The sequence below is a fragment of the Nocardia amamiensis genome, from assembly GCF_015477605.1.
Classification (GTDB): domain Bacteria; phylum Actinomycetota; class Actinomycetes; order Mycobacteriales; family Mycobacteriaceae; genus Nocardia; species Nocardia amamiensis_A.
This window is the reverse complement of sequence record NZ_JADLQX010000072.1, coordinates 1-7144: the sequence shown is the minus strand read 5'-3', so window position 1 is coordinate 7144 and position 7144 is coordinate 1. Positions and strand designations below refer to the sequence as shown.

8 protein-coding genes and 1 pseudogene are annotated in these 7144 nt (G+C 65.9%); 5 read left to right on the top strand and 4 right to left on the bottom strand.

Annotated features, from left to right (window positions below):
* From IU459_RS39060 to IU459_RS36045, 3 genes are all read left to right on the top strand, one after another.
* Positions 1-217 (top strand): hypothetical protein (locus IU459_RS39060; protein WP_228838995.1); only part of this gene is annotated, 217 nt, incomplete at its 5' end.
* A 211-nt stretch (positions 218-428) separates the two neighbouring features.
* Positions 429-659, top strand: a complete 231-nt coding sequence (locus tag IU459_RS36050) for a gas vesicle protein GvpG (RefSeq protein ID WP_195134073.1) — start codon at positions 429-431, stop codon at positions 657-659.
* Positions 660-928: 269 nt separating this feature from the next.
* Complete coding sequence (locus IU459_RS36045) at positions 929-1162, top strand: hypothetical protein (protein WP_195134072.1); 234 nt, start codon at positions 929-931, stop codon at positions 1160-1162.
* 168 nt (positions 1163-1330) lie between these two features.
* Here the strand turns inward: IU459_RS36045 and IU459_RS36040 are convergent, their stop codons facing one another.
* On the bottom strand, positions 1331-1543 hold the full coding sequence (locus IU459_RS36040; protein ID WP_195134071.1) for a hypothetical protein: 213 nt from the start codon (positions 1541-1543) through the stop codon (positions 1331-1333).
* Positions 1544-2405: 862 nt separating this feature from the next.
* On the opposite strand from IU459_RS36040, the pseudogene IU459_RS36035 reads away from it, so the two are divergent.
* Positions 2406-3255, top strand: a pseudogene (locus IU459_RS36035) (reverse transcriptase domain-containing protein); the annotation flags it as partial.
* Between the two features lie 130 nt (positions 3256-3385).
* Here IU459_RS36035 and IU459_RS36030 read toward each other — a convergent pair.
* The 3 genes from IU459_RS36030 to IU459_RS36020 are packed head-to-tail and all read right to left on the bottom strand — an operon-like array spanning position 3386 to position 6209.
* A complete protein-coding gene (locus IU459_RS36030; protein ID WP_195134070.1) occupies positions 3386-4375 on the bottom strand; it encodes a tyrosine-type recombinase/integrase in 990 nt (329 codons plus the stop codon).
* Positions 4375-5304: a tyrosine-type recombinase/integrase gene (locus IU459_RS36025; protein ID WP_195134069.1), complete on the bottom strand. Its 930-nt coding sequence runs from the start codon at positions 5302-5304 to the stop codon at positions 4375-4377. Before IU459_RS36025 ends, IU459_RS36030 begins: the two co-directional genes overlap by 1 nt.
* Positions 5301-6209 (bottom strand): site-specific integrase, encoded by a 909-nt coding sequence (locus tag IU459_RS36020; RefSeq protein ID WP_324199160.1) that lies wholly within the window; start codon positions 6207-6209, stop codon positions 5301-5303. The genes IU459_RS36025 and IU459_RS36020 overlap by 4 nt, the downstream gene beginning before the upstream one ends.
* A 237-nt stretch (positions 6210-6446) precedes the next feature.
* Here IU459_RS36020 and IU459_RS36015 point away from each other — a divergent pair, with 237 nt between their 5' ends.
* A complete protein-coding gene (locus IU459_RS36015) occupies positions 6447-6935 on the top strand; it encodes a group II intron maturase-specific domain-containing protein (RefSeq protein ID WP_195134068.1) in 489 nt (162 codons plus the stop codon).
* Positions 6936-7144 lie beyond the last annotated feature (209 nt).

Here is a 7144-nt window from a genome sequence, read left to right as displayed (position 1 = left end):
TGGCTACGAGTTGGGCGCCGTATTCCACGAGCCGCCACCCCAGGGCGGGACCCTTCCCCCGGCGTTCGTCGATCTCGTCCAGGAATGCCGGCGAGCCGCAGCACACGCGGTGATCACACTGCACGGGCACCTGTCGAACATGTCCGTGTGCCGGATGGTCCTGCTGGCGGTCCTCGACGTGCGAGCCGATGCCGCAGTGCACGAAGTCGGGCCTTGACCCCATTCCGCCGGACGAACGTGCCGACAACGTGCGATGGGGTGAGGACACGAGCCACAGGCACCGGACGCGGACGCGATAACCTGGACTGGGCGGTATGGAACATGGCATGCGGACGCCTCGACGGCTGCAACGAAATCGGTGGGTGCGCGCGCACCGTGCCCCCTGGCGCCGTCGCGCCAGGATCACAGGAACATCGGAAGGCCGGCCCGTGGGACTGATCTGCTCGATCATCGCGGTGCCGCTTGCCCCCATGAAAAGGCTGATCCGGCTGGCCGGACTGCTCCGAGACCGGGTCGCGCAGCCACTGCACGACCCGATAACCGGCCGCAGCGAACTCGAACGGATCGCCCAGGCCGCCGCCGCCGGCGCACTGTCGCAAGAGGAAAAGCGGGCAGCGCAGCAGCAGGTAATCCACCGGATGAGGCACCCCGAGCCATGACGTCCCCCGCCCACCACGCCGAACAGGCATGAATAACCTGGTCAAGCAATCTTTCAGCAAAGCGGACTGGGTGGTGTTATCGTGGGCGGGTCGCCGGGTTTGCTCTGATCCGGCGACTTGTTCGAGGGCTGTTGTGCGACTCGCCCTCCCCACCCGCCCAGGACGGCGCACGCGGCCTGGGCGGTGCCATGCCTGGCGCCCGTGGGGATCTGCTTGCCGTGGGCGGGTGGTCTCGCTGCGGGGTGCGCATCCCGGTATACCCACCGGTGGTGAACCCGCAGGTTCTCGCACTCACCGCCGGGGTAGTTTCGTGGCCCATCACCACATTTCACCCGGCAAGGACGGGGATCAGACGCAGCCGGGAGGCAACGAAAATGCGCGACAGCGGCTCCCCTGGCGGGGACGAGGACTGGGCGCTGCTGGGCGAGCTCACCGAGTCCTATCACCGTCGCGATACCTACCTTGACTGCGCGGCCTGCCACAGCCAGGGCGCACTGATATAGATCGCCGAACTGGCCAACGGCGGCGAGTTGTGGCGCTGCAGCGAATGCGGCGACGAAGAACTCATCGACTGAAACAACAGCGTCCGCCCCCGCAGAGTGGGGCCTGCGCGGAGGCTCGCGTCCTCCTACTCGGAACAGGGGTGCCGTCCGGCGCGGTCTCTGCCGGTATCACGGTGTTTCGGGCCCGTTAGGGGTGTCGGTGATGACCCATTCGGTTTCGCTGAGCTGCCCGTCGGGCTGGCGTTGGCGGGCCAGGTAGCCGTGCTCGACGAGTTCCTGCAACGCGATTGTGATGGCGGCGGGATCGTCGGTGCCCACGGCCGCGATCGACTCGATCGTGAAATCCTCACTCCCGCCGGCCGCGATCAGCAACGCCAGCACACCCTTGGCCCGAAACGATAACCGCGCATCCCGCACGGCCGCGACACTCGGGAGCCTTCGAGCTCTGACACAGACCGGCGCCGTGCGGGTGAGCTGGGATCGCGAACAGCTCATCGGAGGCAAGCCCACAGAGGCTCGTAAGTAGGGCGCTGCGCGTTTTCGCTTGGGTTCGAGACCAGCGCAAACATACCGGATGGAGGGATAGATGCACCGTTACTGCGGCGTGGACTGGGCCGAAGGGCACGTGCGCCACGAGGCGTCTGTGCGCCGTGAGGCGCCAGGAATCGAAGGAGGTGAAAGACCTTCTCGCTGGGCTGTCGCAGCAGCCTGGTAGGAGCGGAGCGCAGTCCGATCCGGGAGACGCCGGGGAGGACGGGAAGCAGCGCTGCGGTAGCCGGGACGGTTCGGAACTGCCAGACGGGCCGGGTCCGGCGAGCGAGATCGGACGGTATACGAGAGGAACCAGTGGTTAAAGCTTCGTAAGCGAGGCACCGGCTCAAATCTGGCGGATATGGGCCGGGACGCAGTGCACGACAACCCGTTACGGGTGGTCGACTCCGAAGCCGGCTAAGCGTGCCGGTGAGGAGGCCATGGTGAAGGACTGCGGCGTAGCCATGGCGATGCTGCCGGAGCAAAGCTGGGTGCCTACCCGATCGATCGATTTCTGGTGAACACGGGAACCGCTCGAAATCGTTCCCGCGCTGCGGAATCCATCTGCCAGTGCGGGATAGGCCCGTCGTCGGCTGAAGATTTCAGGTGGGGCGGAGGCTCCGTAGTAGTCCGAGCACGCGAGAGGCGTGTGCATGGCGAAGGGAGCCAGCAAGTCAGCAGGGAGGAGTGTGGAATGCCGGAAGGATCGTCGGTGAATACCGACGAGCTGGCGTTCGAGCTGATGATGGCCGAGCGTCGGGTACTGGAGATCCAAACCAAGCTGCACCGTTGGGCCGGTGATGATCCTCATCGCAGGTTCGATGATCTGTTCAATCTCGTCGCCGATCCCGCGTTCTTGCTGGTGGCGTGGGATCGGGTGCGGAACAACAGGGGCGCACGCACGGCCGGAGTGGACGGAGAAACCGCCCACTACATCGAGGCCGAACGCGGGACCGCCGAGTTCCTGGCTCAGCTGCGGGTCGATGTGAAAGCCCGAAGTTTCCAGCCTCTTCCGGTCCGGCAGCGAGCGATTCCCAAGGCGGGCGGCAAGCTTCGCTATCTGGGGATCGCAACGATCCGCGACCGAGTGGTCCAAGCGTCCTTGAAACTGGTACTCGAACCGGTGTTCGAGGCGGATTTCCGCCCGTGTTCCTACGGGTTCCGCCCGAACCGCCGTGCTCATGACGCGGTGGCCGAGGTGCATCATTTCGCGTCCCGCTCGTATGAGTGGGTGGTGGAGGGAGACATCAAAGCCTGCTTCGACGAAATCTCGCATCCGGCTCATGGACCGGGTGCGCAGAAGAATCGGGGACAAACGCGTTCTGGCGCTGGTGAAAGCATTTCTGAAGGCGGGCATCCTCACCGAGGACGGCACGCTGGCCGACACCAGTGCGGGTACTCCGCAGGGGTCGATCCTTTCCCCGTTGCTCAGCAACGTAGCCTTGTCGGTCTTGGACGACTTCGTCGCCCAAGCGCCCGGAGGCCCGGCTGCCAGCAACTACGAGCGGGCCAAGCGGCGGCGTCACGGTCTGCCCAACTACCGGCTCTGCCGGTACGCGGACTTATGCCGACGTCGGCATAAATCGGCTTATGCGGACTGCGGGGTTATGCCGACCGTGGCGTGATGGTGCTGGTGGGTGGGGGTTGACGGGGTGGATGGTCGGCATAATCCGGGCCTTGTGATCGGGGCGGTTAGAGGCTGTCGAGGAAGGCGAGCAGGGTGTCGGGGGCGCGATAGCGTCCGGGTTTGGTGTTCGGGGGTGTGAGGCGAGCCAGTGCTTGCTCTTTGATGGTCATGTCGGCGTGTAGGTAGGCGTGGGTGGAGCTGGGATCTTCGTGGCCGAGCCAGAGGGCGATGACCGAGGTGTCGACCCCGGCGTGCAGTAACGCCATGGCCGCAGAATGACGCAGGGTGTGCGGGGTGACGTTCTTGGTGGCGAGGCTCGGGCAGTTGGCTGCGGCCCAGGTGGCGTGCTTGGTGACGAGTTTGGCCACCGCGTCTCGTGACAATGGTCGGCCCTCCCACGTGGTGAACACCGGATCGTCGGTTCTGCCGGGGTTTTCGGTGAGCCAGATCCGTAGGGCGGCAACGGTTTGCCGGGTGATTGGGGTGGCCCGGTCCTTGCGGCCTTTGCCGTGGCAGCAGATGTGTGCGCCAGCCTCGAGGTGGATGTCGCTGCGCGTGAGGCCGATCAGTTCGGAGACCCGTAGCCCGGTTTGGCAGGCGAGCAGCAGCAGGGCGTGGTCGCGGCGGCCGAGCCGGGTGGTGCGGTCGGGTGCGGCCAGCAGTGCGTCGATCTCGTCGGCGGTGAGGAAACATACGATCGGCCGGTCGCATCGCTTGGGTGGGATTGCCAGCACCCGGCTGATGTGGTCGGCGTGTTCGGGTGCGTGCAGCGCCGCATAGCGGAACAGCGATCGGATCGCGGCCAGGCGGGCGTTGCGGGTGGCGGTGCTGTTGGCTCGGTCGGTTTCCAGGTGCTCGAGAAACGCGGTGACCAGCGCGGTGTCGAGCTGCGCGAGATCGAGACCGCTGGCAGCGGTTGCGGTTGTGCGGGAGGCAAATTGCAGCAGCAGCCGCCAGGTGTCGCGGTAGGCGGCGATGGTGTTCGGGCCGGCGCGGCGTTGCCGCATCAACTTGTCGGTGAAGAATCCCTGCAGGATCGGAGCCAACGCGGTCATCACCGGTCACCTCCAACCGATTCCAGACGGTAAGCGGCCAAGGTGAGCAACTGCGGGACCTGCTGCAGATACCAATATGTCGACTTCGGGTCGACATGACCGAGCCAGGTCGACAAGATCGGCAGCCGAGCCTGAATATCGCCGCCACCGCGATAGAAGTCGATCAACGTGGCGACGGTGAAGGAATGCCGCAGGTCATGCAGCCGAGGCCGACGCTGTCCCGGCAGCGTGATGATCCCGGCCGCCTCGACCAGACCATTGAAAGTGGCCGAAAGGTTTTCGGCGTCCAGGCGGGTGCCGCGGATGGAGACGAACAAACTCGCCTCGGCCCGGTGCGGGCACCACCGGTCGCGCCGCTGCCGGTAGTCGCGCAACGCAGCGACCGTCGAGGGGTGCAGGAACAGCCGCCGCGATTTGCCGAATTTCGAGTCCAGCACGACCAGGGTCGCATTGTCGAGGTCGAGGTGACCATCGTCGAGGCGGCAGGCCTCGCTCTTGCGCATGCCGGTCACCGCGAGAAGCCCGATCAGCGTCTGCCAGGTCGCTGCCCGCAGCGGTGGCTGCAGCTGGGCGGCCGCATCGAGCAGCGCGGTGATATCACCAGGCGAATACAGATAGGGCGCGATCCGGCACTTGTGATGCGGTAGGGCGTCTTCGGGCGGGATCTCACTGTCGGGGTCGAGGGTCTTGTAATGGCGGGCGAAGATCCGCACGGTCATCAACCTGCGCGCCAGATAGGCATCGTGACTGCTGCCGCTGCGGGTCGTGGTCGCCCACTCGACCGCCAGCTCGCTGGTGATCCGGTCGCTGCCGCGGGTTTCGCAGTAGTCGACGAACGACATCAGTTGCGCAGCTTGGGTGGTCAGCTTGAACCCCAGCGCCCGCCGCAGGGCCAGATAATCCTCGACGGCGCGCCGCAGCCCGGTCACGACTGTGCTCCCGTCGGCCACGGCCGCGCCAACGGGCGCAGCGCGTTCTCGTCGACCTTCGCATAGATCGCCGTCGACAACGCGCTGCGATGCCGCAGCACCTGACCCACCTGCGGAAGCGACGCCCCTGCTCGGAGCATGTCGGTGGCCAGCGAGTGCCGCAGACGATGCGCGCCTGCCCGAGGTAGGCTCGCGCGGCGGCAGGCGCGGCCCATGACCTGCCGCAGCGCCGCCGCCGTCAACGGCCGATAGGGCGCCCGGACGGTGCAGAAGATCGCCCGCCCGGTGCTGGCCGGCCGGCCGTCGGTCAGATAGGCAACGATCGCTTCGCCGACATCGACCGGCAGCGGCAGCCGATCGAGGCGATTCCCTTTGCCGTGGACGACGATTTCGCCACTGCGCCAATCGAAGTCATCGATCGTCAAACCGGTGACTTCGGCGCCGCGCAATCCCAGCCGCGCCAGCACCGTCAAGATCGCGTAGTCGCGGCGCCCCACCACGGTCGTGCGGTCGCAAGACTCCAACAGCCGCGCCACCACCGTGGCGTCCAGCCCGCGCGGCAGCGACGCCAACCGCCATCCCGCCACCCCCGGAACCGCGTCCGCCAGCGGTGTCGGTGTCTGCCCGGACGCGTGCAGGAACCGCAACAGCGCTCGCAACGATGTCACCATCGCCTTCATCGACCACGTGTTGCGGTCACGGCAATAGTCGACCATGAACCCGGTGACCTGACCCGAATCCAGCTGTCGCACAGCAATATCCACCGGACACGGCAGCCAACCCAGGAAGATGCCGGCCTGAGTGCCGTAACAGCGCACCGTCTCCCGCGACAATCCCCGCTCGCCGGCCAGCCACGAACGGAACCCGGCCAGCAGCACTGCGACCGGGGACACCTCGACGCTCACGATCTTCTCCCGTCTCGAATGGTTGTTCTTCAACCACCAAGACGCGAAACCGCCCCGGTCACAAGACCCGGATTATGCCGACCATCCACCCCGTCAACCCCCACCCACCAGCACCATCACGTCACGGTCGGCATAACCCCGCAGTCCGCATAAGCGGATGACTGGTGCCTGGTCGTATCGGGCACCAAGGCGCACGCCGAAGCCCTCAAGGAAGAGATCACCGAGGTCCTGACGACGATGGGCCTGCGCCTATCGCCGGAAAAGACCCTGGTCACCCACATCGACGAAGGTCTCGACTTTCTCGGCTGGCGCATCCAGCGGCACCGGAAACGGGGCACGAACAAACGCTACGTCTACGTCTACCCGGCCAAGAAGGCGCTGGTCGCTGTCAAGGCCAAGATCAAGGCGTGGTGCCGCAAGGGCACGAACCTGCCGCTGAAGGTCCTGCTCATCCATCTCAACCGGATGCTGCGGGGCTGGACCGCGTACTTCAAGTTCGGATGCTCGAACGCGACCTTCAGCTACCTGCGTGCCTATCTCTGGCAGGAGATCGTCAGGTGGCAGGAACGCAAGCATCGGCGAACCCCCTGGAAACAACTACGCCGACGCTACGGCATCTGGCCCGGCGACGGCGGCGTGACACTGTTCGACCCCGCCCGAGTCAGCGCCAAGCGCTACTACTACCGGGGCACGAAGATCGCGTCGCCGTGGCCGAGTGCGGCATGAGGCAAACATCCACTGCCCGAAGGGATTTGTGGAGAGCCCGGTGCGCTTGGCGGCGCACGCCGGGTTCGGCGGGCGGGGACGGCTTTGCCCGGAGTTCACGCGAACTGAAGGTTTCTTGGCAGGAACCCAAGGATGCTTACGGGATTTGGGGCGGGTCGATCCTTGGGTTCGTGCTCAACCCGGTGGATCGTGTTTCTCGGCTGGGGTTT